The following is a 22255-nucleotide window of genomic DNA, read 5'->3' on the forward strand; positions in this document are numbered from 1 at the left end:
TCTGCCCAAGTGGCTATATAGACACCGCACACTGCCCCACGTCGAGAGATGATGCACATACACACGCACATATTGGCCGGCCCGGAAAACGACGATGACAGCGATGCGTCGGTCGTCGTGGCCACGCGTCCCCGGACCAAGCGGCCGCCACTATACAAGGTGCTGCTGCTGAACGACGACTATACCCCGATGGAGTTCGTCGTCGCGGTGTTGGAGCGGTTTTTCGGTATGACCCACGCGGAGGCGTTCGAGATCATGCTGACCGTCCATAAAAAGGGTGTGGCTGTTGTCGGGGTTTTCAGTCACGAGATCGCCGAGACCAAAGTGGCGCAGGTGATGGATTTCGCCCGCCAGCATCAGCATCCTCTGCAATGCACGATGGAAAAAGAGTAATTCGCGCTATGCACCCCAGATTGTCCTTGTCGCAGGAAAGCGGCCTTACCCTGTCGGATGCGGCGCGCATTGCCGTCTTTGCCCCGCGGGCGGGCATGGACCTGTCGCCGCTGGAAGCCGACCAGTGCCATGTGATTACCGGGATGCGCCCCGATTTCGAGGATTTCGAAGCGCGCGGGTTTCGCTGTGATGTGATGCCAGAGGGCCGGTATGATGCGGCGGTTGTAATGATCCCACGGGCCAAGGCCGAGGCGCGCGCCCTGATCGCGCTGGCGGCGTCGGTCACCGATGGACCAGTGGTGGTGGATGGCACCAAAACCGATGGAATCGAATCGGCGCTGAAGGACATGCGCAAGCGCGCGGCAGTTTCCGGCCCGATCAACAAGGCACATGGCAAGCTGTTCTGGTTCGACGCAAGCGTGGCGGACCTTGCCGACTGGGTACCCGCTGCGCCCGCGCCGGTTGAGGCGGGTTTCATGACCGCGCCGGGCGTGTTTTCCGCTGACGGGATTGATCCCGCGTCACGCTTTCTGGCCGAGCATCTGCCGCAGCAGATCGGTGCGCATGTGGTCGACCTAGGGGCGGGCTGGGGTTACCTGTCGTCCCGAGTGCTGGAGCGCGAAAAGATCGCACGCGTCGATCTGGTCGAGGCCAATCATGCGGCGCTGGAGTGTGCGCGGCGGAACGTGACGGATGAGCGGGCACACTTCCACTGGGCCGATGCGCTGCGTTGGCAACCGGATACGCGCCCTGATGCGGTGATCATGAATCCCCCCTTTCATATAGGACGCGACGCTGACCCGAAGCTGGGGGCCGCGTTTATCGCCGCGGCGGCCGCCATGCTAAAGCCGCAAGGGCAGCTATGGCTGGTCGCGAACAGGCATTTGCCCTACGAACGTGATCTGGTCGGTGCCTTTGCCGAATGCAGCGAGGTTGCGGGCGATACCAAGTTCAAGCTGCTGCACGCACGACGTCCCACTCGCCAGCGGCGCTGAATTGGCTTAGCGTTCTTCACGCAGAATCACGTCACGAGGACCTGCACCATGTCATTCTCTATTTCCGGTAAAACTGCGATCGTCACGGGCGGTGCCAACGGTATCGGCCTCGCCATCGGGCGCCATTTTGCCGACAAGGGTGCGAATGTCATGTTCGCCGACATGGATGAAGAGCGGCTAGCGGCCGAGTTCGGAGAGGTCGGAGATGGCGATTCGATGCGATATTTCGCCGGTGATCTGCGCGAGAAGCTGACCTTGGCGAATCTGTTGTCGGCCACGCTGGACGCCTTTGACAGTGTTGATATCCTGATCAATGCATCGCGACAGCTGGTTATTTCGGACCCGCTGAACCCTGATGACGACGGTGTGGAAGAATCGCTCGCCCAGAACCTGATGACGGCTTTGCGGCTAAGCCAGTTGGTGGCGAAACGCATGATCAAACAATCCAAGGATCAAGAGGACGGCCCGGCGGGATCAATCGTGAACCTGTCATCAATTGCGGCGCGGCGCACGCACCCTGATCTGCTGGCCTATTCGATTTCGACAGCGGCTCTGGATCAGCTGACGCGATCCATGGCGGTTACGCTGGCACCGCATCGTATCCGGGTGAACGCGCTGGCATTCGGATCGGTGATGAGCGCGTCCCTGAAAGAGGCGTTGAAGGACAATGGCGACTATCGCGCGGATATCGAGGCACATACGCCATTGGGGCGCGTGGCGTCGCCGTGGGAGTTGTCCGAGGCGGCGCAATATCTGGCCAGCGACAGCGCGGCCTTTATGACCGGGCAGATCCTGACAGTGGATGGTGGGCGCTCGTTGCTTGATCCGGTGGCGGCACCCGCACATTAGGGTTGCTCATTCGCCCGGAAGGGCATCATTGGATTGAGTGGACAAGGGGGCATCGTGGATTTTACCGCAGAAAAACAGCGCGCCAGCGGCTGGTTCCGGCAGTTGCGAAACGAAATAGTAAGTGCATTCGAGGCGCTGGAGGACAGCCACGCCTCTGGACCACTGACAAATGCGCCTGTGGGTCGTTTCGAAGTGACAGAGACGCGCCGCGCATCAGATGACGGTAGCGATGCGGGTGGCGGCCTGATGAGCGTGATGCGCGGCGGGCGCGTCTTTGAAAAGGTCGGCGTCAACGTGTCAGAGGTTTATGGCCAGTTGGGCGAGGCCGCGCAGCGATCAATGGCGGCACGTGGGGTGCCGGGTATGGCGGATGATCCCAGCTTCTGGGCGAGCGGTATCAGTCTGGTGGCACATATGCAGAACCCGCATTGCCCGGCGGTCCATATGAACACCCGCATGTTTTGGACCCCGCACGCGTGGTGGTTCGGCGGCGGGTCCGATCTGAACCCGTGCATCGAATATGACGCGGACACGGCGCATTTCCACCATACGCAACAGGCGCATCTGGACCCGCATGGGGTGGATATCTATCCCGCGCTAAAGGCGTGGGCGGATGAGTATTTCTATATCCCGCACCGCAAACGCGCGCGCGGTGTTGGCGGTATTTTCATGGATGATCGCAACAGTGGTGACTGGCAGGCAGATTTCGCCCTGACACAGGATATCGGACGCGCATTCCTGCCGGCCTTTGTGCCGCTGATTGAAAAGCGGCGCGTGCAGGACTGGAGCGACGCGGACAAGGACGCGCAACTGGTGCATCGCGGGCTCTATGCAGAATACAATCTGGTTTATGATCGTGGCACCAAATTCGGACTGGCAACGGGGCATGATGCCAACGCTGTGCTGATGTCCCTGCCGCCGATGGCCAAGTGGGTGTGATTGTCTAATCCCGCATTTGCAGATCGACCCAAACCATGCGGTGGCGGCTGGCTGTTGCTGCGGCGGTGCCCTCTGGCGTGTCCTCGGCTGGCCAATAGATGCCGGATGCCGCGATCTGCCAGTCACGAGAGGGTAAGATATAGCTGACCCGCAAATGGCCGGGTTCGGGGCCGGGCCATGCGACGGTATCAAGTCGCGGATCGGTCTGGTGGCCGGGTATATCGGGTGCGGGACCGGCGCGCACCGGGCGCGGATCGATCAGGCGCGGGTCATCCAGAAGGTCGCGAATGCCCGCCTTGCGCCCTTCACCGTCCAGCGGATCCTGATTGGTCACACCTGCCAGCACGTAGCGCCGCGCGGGTGCAGGCCCGAATGCCCCGTCGAGGTAGAGCTGCCAGAACCGCAGCTGATCGCGGTTGCGTAGACCATTGCGATCCTCCGGGCCGTCAAAGACGGGCGCGCTGGCGTGGAAGGTCAACAGATGCAGTCTGCCGCGCGGGTGGCGAACCGGCACCACCCATTGCGCTACGGATGCCAGCCGCAATGCTGCCTGCACCTGAGCGGATGGAAAAGGCTGGCTGTTTTTCCGGGGCAGCGTGGCGCCGGGCAGATCACGCCAGAGCAACGTACTGAAATCTTGCGCAGCTTCGGCGTCCAGCGCAAATCGGGACAGGATCGCCATACCTCCCTCGCCTGCGAATCGGCCAAAGCCTTGGGCATCCTCCGGTTCGGCCAGGCGGCCATCGCCATCCTGATCATGGCCGGTTTGCCAGCCGGTATTGGGTCGCCGTGCGAACACATAAGGATAGTCCTGTCCGGCTTTGGATATCTGCTGTCGCAACGCATCCAGTGCGCGCAGTTCCAGATCGTAATCCACCCCCTGAAGCAGTAGAATATCCGGCGCGACGGCGGTCACCACCTGTATCAACGCGGCCACCTGTGGGTCTCGTCCCTGTTCGATATCGCGCAGCAGCAGGCCGGGACCATCGCGCGTCAGTTCAGCGTTGAGCGTGGCAATGCGCAGGGTTTCTGCCTGTGCCCATGGGATGCAGAGCAGTCCGGTAAGAAGTGCTGCAATCAGACGGGTTGCAGACCGTCCTTTGCATCGGCTTCGGCGCGGGCGTAGGCGCGGCGGCGTTTGGCGGTGATCAGCTCGGCGATGCGATTGGTCGCGATGCCACGCATGATCATACTGGCGGGAACAAAGGACCATGCACATGTCATCCAGATCAGGCTTTGCGGTCCAAGCAAGTCGAAATGATTGAACAGCCTCGACATCACCAGAACCGCCGCTGGCAGCAAGAATGGCAGCAGAAAGCCTAATGAAATGTTAATGGCGGCGTCCCGGTTGAGGCGCTCGACCACGTCGCCACCGCCGGTCGGATCAAAGAGGGGCAGGTTCAGCCAGACATTGAACGCCTGACGACGCACGGGCCAGCCCCAGAGGCGCACCAGACCAACAAAGGCGAGTACCATTGTGATAGACAGCGCATAGCTGAGCCCGGCATAGATGCGTAGCAGGTCGATCGTCTGCACATCCGAATTGCTGGGCAACAACACCAGCAACAGGCGGATGGGAGAATAGGGAAAATCCAGCGCATGACCGATGCTGCGGCCGATCCCTGTTAGCAGAATGGTCCAACTGCCCGGGTCAGACATGCCGCGCGCAATCAGGGACATGATCAGAACCGTCAGCGCGATAAAGCCGAATTTCAACCGATTGTAAGGGGGAGCAAACCGGAAACCGACGATGCTTGGGCATTGGCCGTGATATTCGATAAAGACCAGAGCACCGGCCAAGAGGGCCAGAATGACCACGGTCTGTGCCGTGTCCGATGCAACCGATGGCAATACCAATGAAGGTATCATCAACAATATCGTCACCAGAAACGCACGCAAAACGGCGCTAGTAAGCTGTGTAATCACTGCTCGATCCCTTCAACTTGGCCAGTCACGATACGATGCCGCAACTTTGTCCCAACTTGATCCCGCTCATTTTGGCGGTATGCCTCATTTATGTCTTATTCTTGCCGTGTTTCCGGCACCGTCTCAAGAATTTGCTGGGCTTACCCGAGGTCAATTGCGATTTTGGTCGCGAAACTGGTGCGCGATTGCATCAATCACTGATTGTTCGGGAGGTATAAAAAGACACAAACACAAGATGTTGGTGTAATCTGTTAATGCGTCACAATAGGGTATTTTCCTGCCCAGCGAGTGCCAGACAGGAAAAAGAGCATGTTCAGACCCAGGGACGCATGGTCCCGGCGGTGGCCTCAAAACTGTCGATGGCAGCGCTTTTTTCCATCGTCAGGCCGATGTCGTCCAAGCCTTCAAGCAGGCAGTGTTTCTTGAACGGATCAACTTCGAACGCGATTACATCCCCATCAGATGTTGTCACGGTTTGCGCCTCCAGATCGACCTCGATCCGCGCGTTCGAGCCTTTCTGGGCCTCGGTCATCAGGATGTCGACCTGTTCCTGTGGCAGAGCGATCGGCAGGATACCGTTCTTGAAACAGTTGTTGTGAAAGATATCCGCAAAGCTGGGCGCGATGACGCAGCGAATGCCGAAATCCTTGATCGCCCAGGGCGCATGTTCACGCGACGAACCGCAGCCGAAATTATCGCCTGCCACCAGAATTTCGGCGTCACGATAGGCCGGTTGGTTCAGTACGAAATCGGGGATTTCCTGACCGTCATCGTCATAGCGCATCTCGTCAAAGAGATTCACGCCCAGCCCTGACCGTTTGATCGTTTTCAGGAACTGCTTGGGGATGATCATGTCGGTATCGACGTTGATCAGCGGCATCGGTGCGGCGACGCCGCTGAGTTTTTCGAACTTGTCCATTACATCATCTCCCGAACATCGGTGAGTTTTCCGGTCACGGCTGCCGCTGCTGCCATTGCGGGTGACATCAGGTGGGTGCGTCCGCCGCGCCCCTGACGGCCCTCGAAGTTACGGTTCGAGGTGGCGGCACAGCGTTCGCCGGGCGACAGCTGATCCGGGTTCATCGCGAGACACATCGAACAACCGGCAAGCCGCCATTCAAATCCGGCCTCAATAAAGATATCTGCCAGTCCTTCTTCTTCTGCTTGTGCGCGCACAAGGCCCGAGCCGGGCACGATCATGGCGCGCAGTCCTTCCTTGATCTTCTTGCCTTTCAGGATGGCGGCAGCGGCGCGCAGATCCTCGATCCGGCCATTGGTGCACGAACCGATAAAGACAGTGTCGATCTCGACCTCGTTCAGCGGAGTGCCGGGCGTCAGGCCCATGTAGTCGAGGCTGCGTTGCGCCGCGCCAACCTTGCCACCTGTGAAATCAGACGCTGCGGGAACAGAGGCCGTGATCGGCAGAACGTCCTCTGGCGAGGTACCCCATGTCACGACCGGCGCGATGTCTTCGCCGCGGATTGTGATCACCTTGTCCCAATGGGCGTCATCGTCAGAATAGAGTGTTTTCCACCATGTCAGCGCCGCCTCCCATGCCGCGCCCTTGGGGGCGTGCGGGCGGCCCATGCAGTACTCAAACGTCTTTTCATCCGGCGCGATCAGGCCCGCGCGTGCGCCGCCCTCAATCGCCATGTTGCAGACGGTCATGCGGCCTTCCATGCTGAGATCGCGGATCGCCTCGCCACAGTATTCGATCACGTAACCGGTGCCACCGGCAGTTCCGGTCTTGCCGATCACGCTCAGGGTGATGTCCTTGGCGGTCACACCGGGGCTGAGCTTGCCGGTGATTTCGACTTTCATGTTCTTGGATTTTTGCTGAATCAGCGTCTGGGTCGCCAGCACATGTTCGACCTCGGAAGTGCCGATGCCGTGCGCCAGCGCGCCGAATGCGCCATGTGTCGCGGTGTGACTGTCGCCGCAAACGACGGTCATGCCGGGCAGGGTCCAGCCCTGTTCTGGTCCGACGATATGCACAATACCCTGCCGCACGTCGCTGACGGGGTAGTAGTGGATGCCGAAGTCGCGGGCGTTCTTGTCCAATGCCTCGACCTGAACGCGGCTGTCCTCGGTCATGGTGGCGGCGTTGGCGCGGTCCAATGTGGTGGGCACGTTGTGGTCCGGCACGGCGATCGTCTTGTCCGGCGCGCGCACGGTGCGGCCGGTCATGCGCAGCCCCTCAAAGGCTTGCGGGCTGGTCACTTCGTGGACCAGATGCCGGTCGATATAGAGCAGGCAGGTGCCGTCGTCGGCTTCGTGTACCAGATGGGCATCCCAGATTTTATCATAGAGCGTCTTGGGGGACATGGGTCCTCTCCCGTATGTTTTCAGATGGAATTCAGGCGTGGTGACATGGGACTGCGCGCCTCATAGGCGTGCGAGTATGCTCAACGTTGCGCCAAAAAACCGCCAAGGCAGGCGCGCGCGGTCGTCCATGTCTATAATGCGTGTCATACAGGGTCAGATATAGACCTTGTCTGAGTCTCGCAAGAGGCCAGACATACCGTAGAAATCGCAGATGACGCCCGCAGCGCGGCGTGATAGGTCAGCCCCATGAGCCAGATGCCCACACGTGACGACATCCTGCAGTGGATCTCGGACAACCCGACCCTCACCTCGAAACGCGATATTGCCAAGGCCTTTGGAATCAAAGGTGCGGCGCGGATCGACCTGAAACGCCTGCTGAAAGAACTGGAAGCCGAAGGGCATCTGGAAAAGCGCAAGAAGACGTATCGCGATCCTGATCGCCTGCCGCCTGTCAGCGTGCTGCAAGTGGCGGAACCGACGCCGGATGGCGATCTGTTGGCGCGTCCGCTGGAATGGCAGGGCAGCGGTGTCGAGCCGGTTGTCCTGTTGGTCCCACGCGCCAGTGATCCGGCGATGGCCCCCGGCGACCGTATTCTGGCCCGTCTGCAAGAGGTGTCTGGCGAGGCGCATCATTACGAGGCGCGGTTGATTCGACGGATCGGGACCAACCCACGCAAGGTGCTGGGCGTGTTTCGCAAAGGCAGCGAAGGTGGGCGTATCCTGCCCATCGACAAGGGCGACGGCAAGGAATGGCTGGTGCCAGAGGGGGCCACGGGCGGGGCCAAGGACGGCGAACTGGTGGAGGCCGAGCAATCAGGCCCCAAGGATCGCATGGGCCTGCCGCGTGCACGTATTCTGGCGCGGTTGGGCGATCCTAGCGCGCCGCGTGCCGTATCGCTGATCGCGATTCACCAGCACGGCATACCGGATGATTTTCCTGATGCGGTGATTGCAGAGGCAGACGCCCAGAAGCCTGCGGGCCTGAAGGGGCGCACCGATTTGCGGGACATGCCGCTGATCACCATTGACCCATGGGATGCGCGCGACCACGATGATGCGTGTTACGCCCATGCCGATGATGACCCGAAAAACGAGGGCGGCCATGTTATCTGGGTCGCCATCGCGGATGTTGCGCATTATGTGACACCCGGTTCGGCGCTGGATGGCGAGGCGCGCAAGCGCGGCAACTCCAGCTATTTTCCGGATCGCGTGGTGCCGATGCTGCCGGATCGGCTGTCGGGTGATCTGTGTTCGCTGCACGAGGGTGTGCCGCGCGCCTGCATAGCGGTGCGCATGGTGGTGAACGCACAGGGCGAGAAGATCGGGCAGAAATTCGTGCGTGGTCTCATGCGCTCTGCCGCATCGCTGAATTACCAAGAGGTGCAGGCCGCGATGGACGGCGCGCCGAATGACAAATGCGGTCCGTTGATGGATGACGTGATCGCGCCGCTTTATGCTGCCTATGATGCGCTGAAAACGGCGCGCAAGAACCGGCAGCCGCTGGATCTGGACCTGCCGGAACGCAAGGTTGAGCTGAGCGAGGAAGGCGAGGTGCTGAGCGTGAATTTCAGCGATCGGCTGGATGCGCACAAACTGATCGAAGAATTCATGGTGCTGGCCAATGTCGCCGCTGCCGAAGTGTTGGCGGCCAAGAAGTCACCATTGCTGTACCGTGTTCACGAAGAACCGCCAGAAGAAAAACTGGATACACTGCGCGAAGTGGCCGAGGCGGCGGGGCTGACGCTGGCCAAGGGACAGGTGCTGAAAACGCACCACATCAATCATCTGCTGCGCGGTGCGGCGGGCACCGACCATGCAGAGCAGATCAACATGAGCACCCTGCGCGCCATGACGCAGGCCTATTATGCGCCCAGTAACTTTGGGCATTTCGGACTGGCGCTAAAAGCTTATGCGCATTTCACGTCGCCGATCCGGCGTTATGCGGACCTGATCGTGCATCGCGCGCTGATTACGGCGCATGGCTGGGGTGATGACGGGCTGACGCCGGGCGATGAGGATCGGCTGGAGGCGACGGCGCAGCATATCTCCGAGACTGAACGGCGCAGTATGATGGCTGAACGCGACACCAATGATCGCTATCTGGCGGCGTTCCTGAGTGAGCGGGTTGGCGAGGAGTTCAGCGGACGCATCAGCGGCGTGGCAAAGTTCGGCGTCTTTGTCCGGCTGGATGAAACCGGCGCGGACGGATTGATCCCGATCCGCAATCTGGGGCGCGAGTATTTCCACTTTGACAAAGAATCCAGCACGCTGATGGGGTCTGACACTGGCCGGGTGATCGGGTTGGGTCAACGGGTGACGGTCAAGCTGGCGGAGGCCGCGCCGGTGACGGGTGGTATCGCGCTCGACCTTATTACGATCGAGGGCAAGGCGGCCACGCGTGGGCCGTCGGGCGGGCGTGGCAAACCGCCCAAGCGCAAGCTGGGCGCAGCCAAACGCAAGGCGGCGAAGGTGAAGAAGAAAGTGAAGCGTACCCGGCGATAATGCCGGGTGCGGCGCTCAGGCCGGGCCGGTGATCATGTTCACATGGCCCATCTTGCGACCCGGTTTGACCTCTGCCTTGCCATAGAGATGCAGCGCGGCGGTGCCGTCTTTGGCCAGATCCGGCACGCGGGCCATGTCGTCGCCAATCAGGTTCTCCATCACCACATTTGCATACCGGGTGCCACCGCCCAGCGGCCAGCCAGCGACGGCGCGGATGTGTTGCTCGAACTGGTCGACGGTACATCCGTTTTGGGTCCAGTGACCTGAATTATGCACGCGTGGGGCAATCTCGTTCACCACGAGGCCATCGCCGGTCACGAACAGCTCCACCCCCATCACGCCGACATAGTCCAGCTTGTTCAGGATTTGCGCGGCCAGCAGGACCGCATCAGTGCGCTGCGACGCGTTCAGGCGGGCAGGGATGGTGGTGGTGCGCAGGATGCCTCCTTCGTGGACGTTTTCGCCGGGGTCATAGCAGGCCACATCACCGCCAAGCCCGCGCGCGGCGATCACTGATACTTCATAGTCAAAATCAACGAAGCCTTCGTAGAGTGATGGTGCGCCGTTCATCGCGGCCAATGCCGCCTCGGCCTCGTTCGGGTCGGTGATCCGTGCCTGCCCTTTGCCGTCATAACCAAACCGGCGTGTTTTCAGGATTGCCGGCAGGCCGATTTCGGACATGGCCTGCGTCACGTCTACGCCATCATCCACGGCCGCAAATGGCGCGGTTTTCAGGCCCAGATCGTTCAGGAATGCCTTTTCCACCAGCCGGTCCTGACTGACGCGCAGCGCCTTGCGGTTGGGTCGGACGGGGTTGAGTGTCTCTAGAACGTCGAGTGCCGAGGTCGGGATGTTTTCGAACTCAAAGGTGATGACATCGACGGCGGCTGCAAATGTGCGCAATGCGCCTTCGTCCTCGTATCCGGCCTGAATATGGGTGTCTGCAACATGGCTGGCGGGGCAGTCTGCGCCAGGCTCGAAAATGCAGGTTTTGAACCCCAGTCGCGCTGCCGCAACGCTGAGCATGCGACCCAATTGACCGCCACCCAGAATACCGATGGTCGCGCCCTGTTTCAGTGCTTCAGTCATCGCGTGGCTCCTGCGGGATCGAGGCCGAGAGCGCGGCACGCCACGCATCCAGCCGTTCCGCCAATCCGGGGTCGCCATTGGCAAGGATCGCGGCGGCCATCAGGCCGGCATTGGCAGCCCCCGCCGCGCCGATGGCCATTGTGGCGACGGGATAGCCGCGTGGCATCTGGACGATTGAATAGAGGCTGTCGACACCCGACAGCGCCTTGGTCTGAACCGGGACGCCGATGACCGGCACGCGGGTCTTGGACGCCATCATTCCGGGCAAATGCGCGGCACCACCCGCCCCGGCGATGATCGCTTTCAGTCCGCGACCGGCGGCCTTGGTTCCATAGTCCCACAGGCGGTCTGGTGTACGGTGGGCCGACACGATGCGTGTTTCATAGGCAATACCCAGAGTGTCGAGGATATCGGCGGCCTCTTTCATCGTGGGCCAATCCGATTGGCTGCCCATGATGATCCCTACTGTCACGTCCGGCATACTGCCCCCTCAATGTTAGAGCGCGCACTATACCCAGACGCGACGCCTAGGCAATGATGTCCGGTGTCAGACGGTCCTCAATATAGGCGATACGGTCCTTGAGACGCAATTTTTGTTGCTTGAGCCGCTTGATCGTCAGGGGGTCGCGCGCACCGCGCTCTTCCAGAGCCTGTATCGCTACGTCCAGATCACGGTGTTGGCGGCGGAATTCTATCAATTCGACGTGCAGAACGTCGTCCGATTTCATCGAAAGTTCGCCAAAGGCGTTCATAGGCCTGATTCCCCCACCCATACGTGCCGGAACACGATAGGCTGAGTTGCACGTTTCGCAAAGCCCTTGCAGGGGTGGGTACGAGTGCCCATATTCGATGACAAGCAGCAGTCGCCAAAATGGGGCTGCCGTGCATATGGACCAGTCGCTTAGCTTCAAGGACGCGTCGATGACAAAACTGACTTTGGGGGCCCACCCCTATATGCTGGGATTTGAACAGCTGGAGCGGTTGCTGGAACGCAGCGCCAAATCCGGTAACGAAGGTTACCCACCGTTCAATATCGAGCAGACCAGCGACACCTCCTATCGCATTACTCTGGCTGTGGCCGGGTTCGCCGAGAATGACATGTCGGTAACGGTCGAGGATCGGCAACTGGTCATTCGTGGTCGTCAGAATGACGACATGAGCGAGCGGGTTTTCCTGCATCGTGGCATTGCCGGGCGCCAGTTTCAGCGATCTTTTGTACTGGCCGATGGGGTCGAAGTGGGTGCTGCAATCATGGAAAACGGATTGCTGCATATCGACCTGACGCGGGCCACGCCCGAGACCGTGGTTCAGACGATCAAGATCAACAAGACACGCGCCTGAGGAGAGTAAAGTTATGGATACGAAGTATGATTTTGGCGCAGGCGAGCGGAACCGCATCGCCTATGTGCGGTCGGTCGATGTGGCTGATCTGCCCGAAGAGGTGCAGGCACAGGTGCAGGGGCTGGAGACGCTCTATGCAGTGCATAGTGCCGAGGGCGAGCGTCTGGCGCTGGTCCGTGATCGCAAGCTGGCCTTTGTGCTGGCGCGGCAGAACGATCTGACGCCGGTAACTGTACACTGAACGCACTGCTTGCGCGCACGGTGGGGTAGGCCGGGCATTTGCCCGGCATCCCCGTCCGTCCAAGCGCCATTGCGCCGCAGCGCCACAGCGCCTATCACGCGGCACTGGATGGAGAACCCCGAGTGCTGCAAGCTTCCCCCAAAATCGCCATTCTGCCCAGCAATATGAAGCTGGGCCCGCGGCCCGGTATGATACCGCTTGAGCAGCTGATCTGGCCGTTGGGGGTACCCGCAGACATTTCGGGTCACTGCCTGCGTGATCTTGATCCCGATGATCACCTGATTGTTTTCCCCCGAACGACGCTGCATTTTCGTCCCTTCTGGGGGATCCGTGCGCATATCTCGATCATGGTGATGGAGCCGCCCGCGATCCACGGCCATCACCTGCAAAAGTTGCGATGGAGCCACCGGCGATTTTACCGTGTTTTGACCTGCAACGAGACGTTGTTGGCAGCCATCCCCAATGGAATTTTCTTTGCCCACGGCAGCACATGGGTACCGGAGTGGCGCGATCTGGACGTGACCAAGACGCGGATGACGTCACTGATTGCTTCGGCGAAACGATCGCAGGAAGGGCATCAGCTACGTCATAGCGTCGCTGCGTGGGCGAATGCCAAAGGGTTGGACGTGGATACGATGGGGGGCGGATACATCCCCTTTGGTGCCAAGGCCGAAGGGCTGGCCCCGTACCGCTATTCCATCGTGATCGAGAACGTGCGCGAACCGAACTACTTTACTGAAAAGCTACTGGATGCGGTGCTGTGCGAAACTGTGCCGATATACTGGGGCTGTCCCAATATTGCTGATTTCATCGACACGAGCGGCATGATCCTGTGCCAGTGCGAAGCGGATATTCACCGCGCGGTTCAGGATGTATCCGAGGCACAGTATGAAACGCTGCGCCCTGCGCTGATCAGAGCGCAGGGGCAAGCGGATGGATGGGGTGATTACATGGGACGCGCGGCGCAGGCGGTATTGAACAGCGCGTGAGGCGGTGCAGTGGCCGGATTACGCATCCGGCCGGCAACTGTTGGTCCGGAACTAGAACGGGATCAGGAAATCGAGCGAATACAGCATCTGATCGATCTTGATCGGCCCGTTGTCAAAGTATAGCCACGAAATGCCGGGTCCACCCTGTATCAACCCAAAGTCGAACATGAACCGTGTCCCGACGTCAAAGAAGGCGCCGTCTGCCCTGCGGTAGAAATTGAAGTTGGGCACATCGACCTTGGCCTGACCGTAACCGGCGTTGGCGAACAGCATCCAGCCGAATCCGTTAAAGCCGAGGCTGCTGGCGGCAGAGGACGACAGAGCCGAAGATTGCCCGATGGGGTCGCCGAGGACCAGAACGTTCAGGCCGCCATAGACACCGTGCAGTTTTGTACGGGCGCCTCTTCCGGTCGGGGAGAACCCTCCGCCGGTTGGCACCAGATAGTTGACCTTGTTCTGCTGGGCCATGATGCCGAGCACGAAATAGGGTGTCAGCCCCCCAAAGAAACTGGACGAAGCGGCGGCCTGTGCCGCAGCGATTTCCCAGCCAAATTCGAGACGCCCGCCAGAGAATTGATTATAGTGCAGGATACCTTCTGGAGTGCCGCCGCTGCCCAGAACGTCCCAGCCGCTGTCGCCCGAAGGAAAGGTCAAGCCCAGCAACATCCAACTGGGTCCGCGCACAAATGAGGAAACCCCCGAGGATTGCGTGCTGAAACTAAGTGGTTCGGCTGGTGTGATCGCGGCGGAATTTGGTTTTGCCTGCGTGTCGGCCATGGCGAATGATGCCATCATCGCAGTACCAGCGAGCGCATTGATCAGCGTCTTTTTCAAGCTGGGCATATGTCCCTCCAATTTTGCAGTCATTGCGCCCATACCGTTGCGCTAAAATTCACCCACCCGTAATTCTGACAACATGCGCCATCTATGTCTTGAGACATAGTTCGCGAGAACAAGAGCTACTCCATACGGTGCCGTTTGCGCAAGAAATCGCTTCTTACTATGCAGTGAGAAGTTACTTCCGTTACGGAATCGACACTTATCGGCAGCCAAAAAGCGAAGATGTGCGGGGAAATATTACAAAATGAGACTTATGGTATCATTTACGCAATATGCGTGAGGTCTGAAGGTTCGCTGCCCGAATCAGCGGCCAAGTGCAGCCTTAGTGAAAGCCTCTCAGGGCCTCGGAATTGATAATAAGTGTGTTGAGCGGCGATACGGTCAGCTCTTTGGTTGCCTTCCCGGATAGCTCCGGGGGGGCTGCGCGCAGTGTCTTCAGGCATGTCAGCAGGGCATCCAGACCGCTGCGGTCCAGTTCCGGTGCAGTGGCTGCGCCGGGGCTGGGGGCATTGCCATGCGCGCCGAGAATACGGGTCGTGTCCCGAATGGTGTCGCGCAGGGTTCGCGCCGTTTCGGCGTAGTCGGTGAGCCGTGCGCCGGGCACCTGTGCATAGAGCGGACCATGATAGAGGAAATCCGCCGCAAAGAGCAGATCCGCCTCAGGCCACCAGAGTGATACACTGTCAGGCGAATGGCCGGGTGTGTGCAGCAGGGTAAGTGCAGTATCGCCCAACTGAATCGTGCTGCCAATTGGCAACCAGCCAGCAACTGCAAAGCTGGGCGGCACGCGGTCCTCGCTCTTGCCAAGAAACAGGGTCTCGGTCGGGGTCATGATCCCATCTGTGGCGCAGTCCCGCAGGATGGGCAGATCGGGCAGCACGACGGTGTCAAAGGCCAGAACGTTGCCCAGATGATCGTAGTGCATGTGCGATGGAATCACGGTCAAAGGCAGATCGGTGAGGCCTGCAACGATGGGCGCGATTTCGCCATAGTAAGAGCCGGTATCAAACAGCAGGGCGCGTTCGCCGCCGCAGATCAGGTAGCTCCAGTTTTGCTGGTGGTAATGCGGCTCGCCAATGGCATGCACACCGGACGCGACCTGTTGGACCGTATACCAATCGTTGGGTGACATCGACAGTTCCTCCACCATTTTGGGCGGTTCAGTTACTCGCCTGCTGGTACCTCGGCACCATATCCCAGTGGCGCGCTGACTTCATCGCGTGGTGCATCATCCTGTTCGGCCAGCCAACGTTCGGCTTCGAGGGCGGCCATGCAGCCCATCCCGGCAGAGGTTACCGCCTGACGATATTTCCAGTCGGTCAGATCACCGGCCGCGAAAATCCCCGGAATCGAGGTTTCGGTGCTGTCAGGATTGGTTACGACGTAGCCGCCCATATGTGTGTCCAGCACGTCCTTGACTAGTTCGTTGGCGGGGGCGTGACCGATGGCGATAAAGACACCCTTGCACGGGATTTCTGTGATCTCGCCTGTTTCTACGTGTTTCACGCGGACACCCTCGACGCCCAGCGGGTTTTCTGTGCCAACGACTTCCTCCAGTTGATGGAACCAGAGCGGCTCGATCTTGGGATTCTTCATCAGCCGGTCCTGCAAGATCATCTCGGCGCGCAATTCATCACGGCGGTGGATCAGCGTGACCTTGGAGGCGAAGTTGGTCAAGAATAATGCCTCTTCGACCGCAGTGTTGCCGCCGCCGACAACGACGATTTCCTGGCCGCGATAGAAAAATCCGTCGCAAGTGGCGCAGGCGCTGACGCCGAAGCCCTTGAACTTCTCTTCGCTGGGCAGACCCAGCCATTTGGCGCGTGCACCTGTGGCAAGGATGATTGCATCGGCTTCGTAGACCGTACCGCTGTCGGATTGGCAGACGAAGGGGCGTGCATCGAAATCAATGCTGCTGATGATATCGCCGATGATCTCACAGCCCATGGCTTTGGCGTGGGCCTCCATGCGCACCATCAGGTCGGGGCCTTGTACCTCGGTGTCACCCGGCCAGTTTTCAACTTCGGTGGTGGTGGTTAACTGGCCGCCGGGTTCGATCCCCTGAACGAGGATCGGATTCAGCATCGCACGGCTGGCATAAACACCCGCCGTGTAGCCCGCCGGGCCGGAGCCGATGATCAGAACTTTGGTCTTGCGGGTATCGGCCATTGGGCGTGCCTCTCGATCAGTCGTTGTGTGAGCGTATTGGCCTGATATAGACGCGCGTGCGCCGGGGTGAAACCCCTGCAATGCGGTCCTGTGTGTGCGTCATGCAGCGGAAGGTTGCGAAACGATGTTGCGCGGGCGCGAAACATTGTTGCGCGGCCCCTGACCCTGATGTAAGAAACGGCAATAGCGTAAACGCGAATTTCTAAAAATAGGTGCGACATGGCGACAACCCGGCTTGACCCGATCGACCGCAAAATTCTGGCCGAATTGCAGGCCGATGGCCGGATGACGAATGTGGAACTGGCCCGCCGTGTCGGCATCTCGGCGCCGCCATGCCTGCGGCGTGTGCGGACGCTGGAGGAAAGCGGATATATTCGTGGCTATCATGCCGAAGTGGATGCGCGCGAACTGGGGTTTGAAGTGCAGGTGTTTGCCTCCGTCGGGTTGCAGAGCCAAGCCGAAGCGGACCTAAGCGCGTTTGAGGCGCGCTGCCGGTCGTGGCCGCTGGTGCGCGAGTGTCACATGCTGAATGGCGAAGTGGATTTCATCCTCAAATGCGTGGCGCCGGACCTAAGCAGCTTTCAACGGTTCCTGACCGAAGAACTGACTGCTGCCGAAAACGTGGCCAGCGTCAAAACTTCGCTGGTTATTCGCGGTGCCAAGGATGAGCCGGGGGTGCCGTTCGATGTGCTGGAGGAACGGCTGACCAAAGAGGCTTGACTACAGGGCCTCAGGCGTCCGGCTCAGGCGACATTTAGTCCGTTTTGTGATCGCAGCGGCGCGCGCGGATGGGCAAGGCTGCCGAAATCCACGGGCTTACGGATATGCGGGAAAAGCCCGATAAACTGCGCCAGATCATCATATGTCATTGACTGGTCAAAGCCGGGTCCGGGGTGGAACGTCTCGACCGAGAGTCCGGCGGCAGTAATCGTCGCGTGACGCGGGAGCAGCAGATGGTACATCTGAACTGCGCTGGGCGGGCGCAATTCGATAACCTGCATACCATCCAGCATGTCACGCACGGGGCGCAGGCTCTGATCCCGCCGGCCGGGGGTGCGTTGTAGAATGCGTGCGCCGGGTCCGGTCATAAGATCGGTCATCGGACGCGCCATCCCTAACGCTTCGGCCATGATCCGGAACAGGCGCGGACCGGACTCACCGAAGGCACACGCGTCAGGGCGCAACGTCATCGCACCGACCCACAAGAGCGGCGATGGGCCACGTTCGTTGGTTATCAGCTTCATTCCGGGGCTGAGGTCCTCGACCGCAACAGGGCCTTGGGTGGTTGCGATCAGGGTCCCGCGTGCAAAGGCGGAAAACGCATCAAGGAAGGGTGCGGTCGCCGGGGCACGATGTCGCGCGGACCCGATTTGACCGTCGCCGCACAGGTACTGCACGTCATATCCGATCATTGGCTGCGCACGCTCAGCACGCATCCCGCGCAGGGAGGTATATTCTTCGGCGAAGCCTGCTTCGGCTCGCATGGCGCTGACCAGATTCAGCGCAGAGGGGGTGTAGACCATGTTGTGTTACCCTTTTGAGGTTGTCACAACCGCGTCGGCCCCCACCGACAACGACAGATGGACAAGTGTCGCCTGCATGTCATTGCAGACAAAATAGGTGTTAATCGCGCGGATCGTCAATTAATTGCCAACATTGCTTGCATGAATGGGGTCAATCCTGTGTTCGTTGCAATCATTGTTGCTGCTTCGTGGACGGGATTGCCACATTGCGATTCGCGGGCGTTCCTGCCGGGGCGTGCCAGCAAACGCGGGATAGGAAAGTGAGGCCGCCCAAAACAAGGGGCGACCCCACATGAAGTTCAACCCGATGCACTCGTAAAAAACTCTTTTTTGACATTGCGACACTCAGGCCCTGCGCAGTTGATTGGGCGCGTCATCGCACATGCGGATCGCAACATTCTGGCGGTTCCCGCGGCGGAACGGCATCTGGGGCAATTCTGTCCGGCTGGTGGCGAGAACGGATTTCATCCAGCGTTTTTGTTTCATCTTCATCTGCCTTGTCTCCTCAAGATTGCCCGCCGTGCAGGTCTGCTGTTTGTCTGAGGATCAATATGACAAGGCTTTGAGGCCAAGGTTTGGCGGTTCGTCTTTATTTCGAAAAGCGATCCAAATTTTTCGCCCTTATCATCTGATAAAAATGTAAGGCGTTGAAATGTATCAATTATAATCCATAGATTGACGCGGTATCTGAGTCACGTAATGCACGTATGAGGTGAATTGGGGCAAATGCGGGATGGTATCGCCGCTGTTTTGCCTAAATCGGACATTTTTTGACATAGCGCCGATCCCGCGCGGCGCCCAAACACCCATGCGGATCAACGCGGCGTCGGAAACGGAAGCCGCAATCAGAGCCTGATTGCAGCAATCAGACGCCCGTAATCGACCTCGCCCAGATGTGTTGCGCGGCGGAAGGAATAGAACCGCTCGGAATCGCCATAGGTACAATGGCGCGTCCATTCCGCATGGCCGACGCCTGCGGTACGCAACCGATGCAGGCCGAACCCTGTGAGGTCGAAATGCATCCGGTCGCCTGATCCGCCAGCAAAGAAACGGGAATAGTCCGTGTCCTCAGCCAGAAAGGTATCCAGAAACTCGGGGCCTACCTCGTAGGCGGCTTGACTGATTGCGGGGCCGATAACGGCAGACACGTTGCCGCGATCTGCGCCAAGACCTTCCATTGCATCAAGCGTCGCCTCCAGCACACCGTCCAGCGCGCCACGCCATCCTGCATGCGCCGCACCGATGACGCCGGCAGTCGGGTCGGCAAACAGGACCGGTTGGCAATCCGCAGTCAGAATACCAAGCGCCACTCCCGGTGTGCGCGTGGCCATTGCGTCGGCACGGGGGCGTTCGGTGAGCGGTCCGTCGACGATGGCCACGCTCGCAGAGTGAACCTGATGCACAGTGAGAAGGTGATCGTCGGGTACTTCCATCGCAGCGGCGACGCGGGCCCGGTTGATGGAAACGATTTCGGACTGGTCAGAAGATCCAATACCGCAGTTCAGCCCGCGAAAGATGCCTGATGACGCGCCACCCTTGCGGGTGAAGAAGCCGTGGCGCAGCGGTGTCAGGCTATCGGCGGTCAAAATCTCCAGTGTCATTGTGTGCATCCGGGTGGAGGGGTGGCATCTTTGGGATAAAGGGCCATCACCTTAAAGAGCGTCCCCATTTCCTCTGGGTGGGTCAAGCGCCTATGTGCGGCGATATGGGCCTCCAGCGCCGCACCGCGCATGCCGTTGGCCAACGTCTGTGCGCGCGGTGTGATCCCGAGTCGTTCCAGAAACACACCTTGCGGGATGAGGCGGCTATGCGCCGCAGGGGCGGCTGATTGTGCCAGCGCCTCGAAATCCACATGTGCGGTCAGATCGGCATTGCCCGGTGCTGCCAGCGGATCAGTCGGGGCATGGCCGCTGAGTGCCTGAAAGGTATCGCCGAGCGTGTGCCAATCGCCATAATCCACGATCAGCGCTGCGCCGCCATGGGTCGCGATGCGGTGGCCGATCTGATTGGCAATGCTTGTGCCAAGTGGGCAAAGCTCGACAATATCGCCATCATTGGTGTCTGCCAGTCGATGTTCCAGCGCAGGCACAGGCAGGCACGCGCCCAGCCCGAAAGTGAGCGTGCCGTTCTGCTGGCCGACACAGCATTCGCGCCATCCTGACCCGTCTCGCTGCATTTGCCGGATTGGGAGGGCATCGAAAAACTCGTTCGCGACCAAAAATATCGGCAGATCGGGTACATCCTCCAGCCGATCGTGCCAGTCCACGGATGTGCCTTGCAGGGTTTCGTGCTGAACGGCGCGCAGGGTCGGGGATGCCTCGACCAGATGCACCTGTGCCGCGGCCGTAAACCCTGGCACTTTTGCCGCAGCGCGCAACATGTCGGCCATCAATGTTCCGCGCCCCGGTCCCAGCTCTGTCAGGGCAAATGCAGATGGCGCGCCCTGATCCAGCCATGTCTGGGCGATCGACAGACCAAGCAATTCACCGAACATCTGGCTGATTTCAGGTGCGGTGATGAAATCGCCCGCGGCCCCCAGCGGGTCGCGCGTGGCGTAATACCCGTGATCGGGGTGCATCAGGCAGGTTTGCATGTAGTCTGCCAGTGGTATCGGTCCGGTCTCGGCTATCTGTGCGATCAGGTGCCGGTAGAGCGGTGTCATGGGGCGGCGCTCTTGTTTCGTCGCGCCAGTACGATCAGGCCCGCGCCCACGATGACCATCGGCAGCGACAAGAGTTGCCCCATGCTGAGGCCTGCGCCGCCGATCTGTAGAACATAACCCATCGGGTTATCTGCGCTGATGAATTGTGCATCTGCCTGACGCGCAAATTCGACAATGAAACGGCCCAATCCGTAGCCGATAAAGAAAACGCCCGCCACTACCCCCGGCGTTTTCAGCGCGCCGCGACGGTAGACGAGCCACAGCAGGATCACGCCCAGCAGCAGCCCTTCCAGAAGGGCCTCGTAGAGTTGCGAGGGATGGCGCGCGCAGAGTGTCAGGACGTCGGCGCAGTTCTGTGCTGCCGCGCCGGGAAATGCCACGCCCCATGGCAGGTCGGTCGGCCGCCCCCAAAGCTCTGCGTTGACGAAATTCGCGAGCCTGCCAAGGAATATGCCGATAGGGGCAACCATGCACATCACATCTGCGATGGACAATGGGCGGATACCGTGCCGGGCGGCAAAGAGGAAATTGACCGCAACAACACCCAGAAGCCCGCCGTGGAAGGACATGCCGCCCTGCCAGACCATTAGGATTTCGGCCGGATTCTGAAGGTAATAGAGCGGTTGGTAAAACAGGACGAACCCGATCCGCCCCCCCAGTATGACGCCGAGTATGACCCAGAACAGCAGATCATCGACCTGCTTCTCATCAAGCGCGGGGGTATCGTCCGGCCACAGATGTGCGCGCCGCGTGGTGTCCACAATGATACGCCAGCCAGCGACCAGCCCGGTGATGTAGGCCAGCGCGTACCAACGCAGCGCGAATTCCATCCCAAAGACAGAAATAGAGAAGATCTCGGGAGAGAGATCGGGGAAGGGGATCATAGCCAGCATTTCGCCCCGTCTTGCCCATTCTGTGCGGGTGAAGTCAACCTTGTGGCGCGCGGCTCTGCGCCCCATATAGGGGACAGACGCAAAGCCGGAGAAAAACACGATGCAGACCCGCAACAAAGTGCTCGATGATATTTCGCAACTGATGACCAACGCAATGGGCGTGGCGCAGGGTGCCAAGCAAGAGGCCGAAACCGCGATGTCCTCGGTGGTGGATCGCTGGCTGGCTGATCGCGATTTCGTCACCCGCGAAGAGTTCGACGCGGTGCGTGCTATGGCGCAGAAAGCCCGTGAGGAGAACGAAGTGCTTAAGGCGCGGCTGGATGCGCTGGAAGGCAAGACGACCCCGTAACTGTGTTCTGAACGGTCTGATCCGTTCGAGCCGCGTTGGGGGGACCCGCGTGGATGATCTGCTAAAATCTTCCGTAAGTTTGATTTGACTTGTTCCTTGCCTGCTCGCAGGCTTGGAAAAACGCGGCGCAATTTCAGTAATTTACACCTTATGCGCGGGCGTTTTTGTTCGTGATCTTGTCAAGGTTGTAACATGATCGGAAAAACATGGCATTGGTGCGGCGCAGACGG

Annotated in this window: 25 protein-coding genes; 10 read left to right on the forward strand and 15 right to left on the reverse strand. The window is 59.8% G+C overall.

Annotation, left to right across the window (positions count from 1 at the left end; genetic code table 11):
- Window positions 1-51 precede the first annotated feature (51 nt).
- The 4 genes from clpS to hemF are packed head-to-tail and all read left to right on the forward strand — an operon-like array spanning window position 52 to window position 3176.
- Complete coding sequence (gene clpS, locus N7U68_RS13565; protein ID WP_165194703.1) at window positions 52-393, forward strand: ATP-dependent Clp protease adapter ClpS; 342 nt, start codon at window positions 52-54, stop codon at window positions 391-393.
- Between the two features lie 8 nt (window positions 394-401).
- Window positions 402-1388: a class I SAM-dependent methyltransferase gene (locus N7U68_RS13570; RefSeq protein ID WP_263047148.1), complete on the forward strand. Its 987-nt coding sequence runs from the start codon at window positions 402-404 to the stop codon at window positions 1386-1388.
- A gap of 48 nt (window positions 1389-1436) precedes the next feature.
- A complete protein-coding gene (locus tag N7U68_RS13575) occupies window positions 1437-2237 on the forward strand; it encodes an SDR family NAD(P)-dependent oxidoreductase (protein ID WP_165194699.1) in 801 nt (266 codons plus the stop codon).
- A gap of 54 nt (window positions 2238-2291) precedes the next feature.
- Complete coding sequence (gene hemF / locus N7U68_RS13580) at window positions 2292-3176, forward strand: oxygen-dependent coproporphyrinogen oxidase (protein ID WP_373322923.1); 885 nt, start codon at window positions 2292-2294, stop codon at window positions 3174-3176.
- Window positions 3177-3180: 4 nt separating this feature from the next.
- On the opposite strand, the gene N7U68_RS13585 is transcribed toward hemF, so the two are convergent.
- From N7U68_RS13585 to leuC, 4 genes are all read right to left on the reverse strand, one after another.
- Window positions 3181-4257: an endonuclease/exonuclease/phosphatase family protein gene (locus N7U68_RS13585; protein ID WP_263049163.1), complete on the reverse strand. Its 1077-nt coding sequence runs from the start codon at window positions 4255-4257 to the stop codon at window positions 3181-3183.
- Window positions 4254-5045, reverse strand: coding sequence for a hypothetical protein (locus tag N7U68_RS13590; RefSeq protein ID WP_241188072.1), 792 nt, complete (start codon window positions 5043-5045; stop codon window positions 4254-4256). The genes N7U68_RS13585 and N7U68_RS13590 overlap by 4 nt, the downstream gene beginning before the upstream one ends.
- 370 nt (window positions 5046-5415) lie before the next feature.
- Window positions 5416-6021, reverse strand: a complete 606-nt coding sequence (leuD, locus tag N7U68_RS13595; RefSeq protein ID WP_263047149.1) for a 3-isopropylmalate dehydratase small subunit — start codon at window positions 6019-6021, stop codon at window positions 5416-5418.
- Window positions 6021-7427: a 3-isopropylmalate dehydratase large subunit gene (gene leuC, locus N7U68_RS13600; protein WP_263047150.1), complete on the reverse strand. Its 1407-nt coding sequence runs from the start codon at window positions 7425-7427 to the stop codon at window positions 6021-6023. The genes leuD and leuC overlap by 1 nt, the downstream gene beginning before the upstream one ends.
- A 246-nt stretch (window positions 7428-7673) precedes the next feature.
- Here leuC and rnr point away from each other — a divergent pair, with 246 nt between their 5' ends.
- Entirely contained in the window at window positions 7674-9929 is a 2256-nt protein-coding gene (gene rnr, locus N7U68_RS13605) for a ribonuclease R (RefSeq protein WP_263047151.1), read from the forward strand.
- A gap of 15 nt (window positions 9930-9944) precedes the next feature.
- On the opposite strand, the gene N7U68_RS13610 is transcribed toward rnr, so the two are convergent.
- Genes N7U68_RS13610 through N7U68_RS13620 form a run of 3 tightly spaced genes read right to left on the reverse strand, consistent with a single transcriptional unit; the run spans window position 9945 to window position 11770 of the window.
- Entirely contained in the window at window positions 9945-11018 is a 1074-nt protein-coding gene (locus N7U68_RS13610) for a 5-(carboxyamino)imidazole ribonucleotide synthase (protein WP_263047152.1), read from the reverse strand.
- Window positions 11011-11499 (reverse strand): 5-(carboxyamino)imidazole ribonucleotide mutase, encoded by a 489-nt coding sequence (gene purE, locus N7U68_RS13615; RefSeq protein ID WP_165194687.1) that lies wholly within the window; start codon window positions 11497-11499, stop codon window positions 11011-11013. The genes N7U68_RS13610 and purE overlap by 8 nt, the downstream gene beginning before the upstream one ends.
- 46 nt (window positions 11500-11545) lie before the next feature.
- Window positions 11546-11770 carry a YdcH family protein gene (locus N7U68_RS13620; RefSeq protein ID WP_165194685.1) on the reverse strand — a complete coding sequence of 75 codons (225 nt, stop codon included), beginning with the start codon at window positions 11768-11770 and terminating at the stop codon, window positions 11546-11548.
- Between the two features lie 169 nt (window positions 11771-11939).
- Between N7U68_RS13620 and N7U68_RS13625 the strand changes: the two genes are divergently transcribed.
- From N7U68_RS13625 to N7U68_RS13635, 3 genes are all read left to right on the forward strand, one after another.
- Window positions 11940-12359, forward strand: coding sequence for an Hsp20 family protein (locus N7U68_RS13625; protein WP_165194683.1), 420 nt, complete (start codon window positions 11940-11942; stop codon window positions 12357-12359).
- 13 nt (window positions 12360-12372) lie between these two features.
- The gene (locus tag N7U68_RS13630; RefSeq protein WP_165194681.1) at window positions 12373-12600 is read left to right on the forward strand and encodes a DUF1150 family protein; all 228 of its coding nucleotides are present in this window, start codon (window positions 12373-12375) and stop codon (window positions 12598-12600) included.
- A 122-nt stretch (window positions 12601-12722) separates the two neighbouring features.
- Window positions 12723-13589, forward strand: coding sequence for a glycosyltransferase family 10 fucosyltransferase (locus N7U68_RS13635; RefSeq protein WP_263047153.1), 867 nt, complete (start codon window positions 12723-12725; stop codon window positions 13587-13589).
- 51 nt (window positions 13590-13640) lie between these two features.
- Here N7U68_RS13635 and N7U68_RS13640 read toward each other — a convergent pair whose 3' ends face one another.
- The 3 genes from N7U68_RS13640 to trxB all read right to left on the reverse strand — a co-directional run bounded on the left by N7U68_RS13640 (window position 13641) and on the right by trxB (window position 16598).
- Window positions 13641-14432 (reverse strand): hypothetical protein, encoded by a 792-nt coding sequence (locus tag N7U68_RS13640; RefSeq protein ID WP_263047154.1) that lies wholly within the window; start codon window positions 14430-14432, stop codon window positions 13641-13643.
- A gap of 319 nt (window positions 14433-14751) precedes the next feature.
- Window positions 14752-15561 carry an MBL fold metallo-hydrolase gene (locus N7U68_RS13645; RefSeq protein WP_263047155.1) on the reverse strand — a complete coding sequence of 270 codons (810 nt, stop codon included), beginning with the start codon at window positions 15559-15561 and terminating at the stop codon, window positions 14752-14754.
- Window positions 15562-15593: 32 nt separating this feature from the next.
- The gene (gene trxB, locus N7U68_RS13650) at window positions 15594-16598 is read right to left on the reverse strand and encodes a thioredoxin-disulfide reductase (protein WP_165194675.1); all 1005 of its coding nucleotides are present in this window, start codon (window positions 16596-16598) and stop codon (window positions 15594-15596) included.
- A 219-nt stretch (window positions 16599-16817) separates the two neighbouring features.
- Between trxB and N7U68_RS13655 the strand changes: the two genes are divergently transcribed.
- Entirely contained in the window at window positions 16818-17318 is a 501-nt protein-coding gene (locus tag N7U68_RS13655) for an Lrp/AsnC family transcriptional regulator (protein ID WP_165194673.1), read from the forward strand.
- 23 nt (window positions 17319-17341) lie between these two features.
- Here the strand turns inward: N7U68_RS13655 and N7U68_RS13660 are convergent, their stop codons facing one another.
- The 5 genes from N7U68_RS13660 to lgt all read right to left on the reverse strand — a co-directional run bounded on the left by N7U68_RS13660 (window position 17342) and on the right by lgt (window position 21676).
- Window positions 17342-18121 (reverse strand): Hint domain-containing protein, encoded by a 780-nt coding sequence (locus tag N7U68_RS13660; RefSeq protein ID WP_165194671.1) that lies wholly within the window; start codon window positions 18119-18121, stop codon window positions 17342-17344.
- Window positions 18122-18466: 345 nt separating this feature from the next.
- Window positions 18467-18613 carry a hypothetical protein gene (locus N7U68_RS13665; protein WP_263047156.1) on the reverse strand — a complete coding sequence of 49 codons (147 nt, stop codon included), beginning with the start codon at window positions 18611-18613 and terminating at the stop codon, window positions 18467-18469.
- Window positions 18614-18966: 353 nt separating this feature from the next.
- A complete protein-coding gene (gene pgeF, locus N7U68_RS13670; RefSeq protein ID WP_263047157.1) occupies window positions 18967-19722 on the reverse strand; it encodes a peptidoglycan editing factor PgeF in 756 nt (251 codons plus the stop codon).
- Window positions 19719-20783 carry a class I SAM-dependent methyltransferase gene (locus tag N7U68_RS13675; protein WP_263047158.1) on the reverse strand — a complete coding sequence of 355 codons (1065 nt, stop codon included), beginning with the start codon at window positions 20781-20783 and terminating at the stop codon, window positions 19719-19721. Before N7U68_RS13675 ends, pgeF begins: the two co-directional genes overlap by 4 nt.
- Window positions 20780-21676 (reverse strand): prolipoprotein diacylglyceryl transferase, encoded by an 897-nt coding sequence (lgt, locus tag N7U68_RS13680; protein WP_263047159.1) that lies wholly within the window; start codon window positions 21674-21676, stop codon window positions 20780-20782. Before lgt ends, N7U68_RS13675 begins: the two co-directional genes overlap by 4 nt.
- A 100-nt stretch (window positions 21677-21776) precedes the next feature.
- On the opposite strand from lgt, the gene N7U68_RS13685 reads away from it, so the two are divergent.
- Window positions 21777-22025: an accessory factor UbiK family protein gene (locus N7U68_RS13685; RefSeq protein WP_263047160.1), complete on the forward strand. Its 249-nt coding sequence runs from the start codon at window positions 21777-21779 to the stop codon at window positions 22023-22025.
- The last annotated feature ends 230 nt before the right edge of the window (window positions 22026-22255 follow it).

This window comes from Roseovarius pelagicus (assembly GCF_025639885.1).
Classification (GTDB): Bacteria; Pseudomonadota; Alphaproteobacteria; order Rhodobacterales; family Rhodobacteraceae; genus Roseovarius; species Roseovarius pelagicus.

Bases quoted from the DNA above. Each gene is read 5' to 3' on its own strand.
- N7U68_RS13645 (WP_263047155.1), bottom strand. From the start codon at position 15,561: ATGTCACCCAACGATTGGTATACGGTCCAACAGGTCGCGTCCGGTGTG.
- N7U68_RS13685 (WP_263047160.1), top strand. From the start codon at position 21,777: ATGCAGACCCGCAACAAAGTGCTCGATGATATTTCGCAACTGATGACC.
- N7U68_RS13640 (WP_263047154.1), bottom strand. From the start codon at position 14,432: ATGCCCAGCTTGAAAAAGACGCTGATCAATGCGCTCGCTGGTACTGCG.
- N7U68_RS13655 (WP_165194673.1), top strand. From the start codon at position 16,818: ATGGCGACAACCCGGCTTGACCCGATCGACCGCAAAATTCTGGCCGAA.
- purE (WP_165194687.1), bottom strand. From the start codon at position 11,499: ATGCCGGACGTGACAGTAGGGATCATCATGGGCAGCCAATCGGATTGG.
- leuD (WP_263047149.1), bottom strand. From the start codon at position 6,021: ATGGACAAGTTCGAAAAACTCAGCGGCGTCGCCGCACCGATGCCGCTG.
- pgeF (WP_263047157.1), bottom strand. From the start codon at position 19,722: ATGACACTGGAGATTTTGACCGCCGATAGCCTGACACCGCTGCGCCAC.
- N7U68_RS13630 (WP_165194681.1), top strand. From the start codon at position 12,373: ATGGATACGAAGTATGATTTTGGCGCAGGCGAGCGGAACCGCATCGCC.
- lgt (WP_263047159.1), bottom strand. From the start codon at position 21,676: ATGCTGGCTATGATCCCCTTCCCCGATCTCTCTCCCGAGATCTTCTCT.
- clpS (WP_165194703.1), top strand. From the start codon at position 52: ATGCACATACACACGCACATATTGGCCGGCCCGGAAAACGACGATGAC.
- N7U68_RS13625 (WP_165194683.1), top strand. From the start codon at position 11,940: ATGACAAAACTGACTTTGGGGGCCCACCCCTATATGCTGGGATTTGAA.
- N7U68_RS13570 (WP_263047148.1), top strand. From the start codon at position 402: ATGCACCCCAGATTGTCCTTGTCGCAGGAAAGCGGCCTTACCCTGTCG.
- N7U68_RS13620 (WP_165194685.1), bottom strand. From the start codon at position 11,770: ATGAACGCCTTTGGCGAACTTTCGATGAAATCGGACGACGTTCTGCAC.
- N7U68_RS13660 (WP_165194671.1), bottom strand. From the start codon at position 18,121: ATGGTCTACACCCCCTCTGCGCTGAATCTGGTCAGCGCCATGCGAGCC.
- trxB (WP_165194675.1), bottom strand. From the start codon at position 16,598: ATGGCCGATACCCGCAAGACCAAAGTTCTGATCATCGGCTCCGGCCCG.
- rnr (WP_263047151.1), top strand. From the start codon at position 7,674: ATGAGCCAGATGCCCACACGTGACGACATCCTGCAGTGGATCTCGGAC.
- N7U68_RS13675 (WP_263047158.1), bottom strand. From the start codon at position 20,783: ATGACACCGCTCTACCGGCACCTGATCGCACAGATAGCCGAGACCGGA.
- leuC (WP_263047150.1), bottom strand. From the start codon at position 7,427: ATGTCCCCCAAGACGCTCTATGATAAAATCTGGGATGCCCATCTGGTA.
- N7U68_RS13575 (WP_165194699.1), top strand. From the start codon at position 1,437: ATGTCATTCTCTATTTCCGGTAAAACTGCGATCGTCACGGGCGGTGCC.
- N7U68_RS13610 (WP_263047152.1), bottom strand. From the start codon at position 11,018: ATGACTGAAGCACTGAAACAGGGCGCGACCATCGGTATTCTGGGTGGC.
- N7U68_RS13665 (WP_263047156.1), bottom strand. From the start codon at position 18,613: ATGAAGATGAAACAAAAACGCTGGATGAAATCCGTTCTCGCCACCAGC.
- N7U68_RS13590 (WP_241188072.1), bottom strand. From the start codon at position 5,045: ATGATACCTTCATTGGTATTGCCATCGGTTGCATCGGACACGGCACAG.